This window comes from Listeria rocourtiae subsp. hofi (assembly GCF_963575615.1).
Classification (GTDB): domain Bacteria; phylum Bacillota; class Bacilli; order Lactobacillales; family Listeriaceae; genus Listeria_A; species Listeria_A hofi.
Genome location: NZ_CAUYTL010000113.1, coordinates 1 through 313 on the forward strand (window position 1 = coordinate 1; position 313 = coordinate 313).

Genomic DNA, 313 nt, shown 5'->3' on the forward strand with positions numbered 1-313 from the left:
GAAGTAATTAGCAATCGAAGTAGGTCAAATGGCAAAACAAGCAAATGGAGCCGCGCTAATCCGTTACGGCGATACATTTGTTTTAACAGCAGCAGTTGGATCAATAAAGCCTAGACAAGGTGACTTTTTCCCACTGACAGTTAACTACGAAGAAAAGATGTACGCGGTAGGTAAAGTTCCTGGTGGCTTCTTAATGCGCGAAGGACGTCCGAGTGACCGTGCGACATTGACAGCTCGTCTAATTGACAGCCCGATTCGTACACTTTTTGCTAAAGGGTATCGTAATGATGTTCAAATCACATCCACTGTGCTT

1 pseudogene is annotated in these 313 nt (G+C 44.4%); it reads left to right on the top strand.

The features are described 5' to 3' along the window. Window positions 1–13: 13 nt before the first annotated feature. Window positions 14–313: pseudogene (locus R8925_RS15980) on the top strand (polyribonucleotide nucleotidyltransferase); the annotation flags it as partial.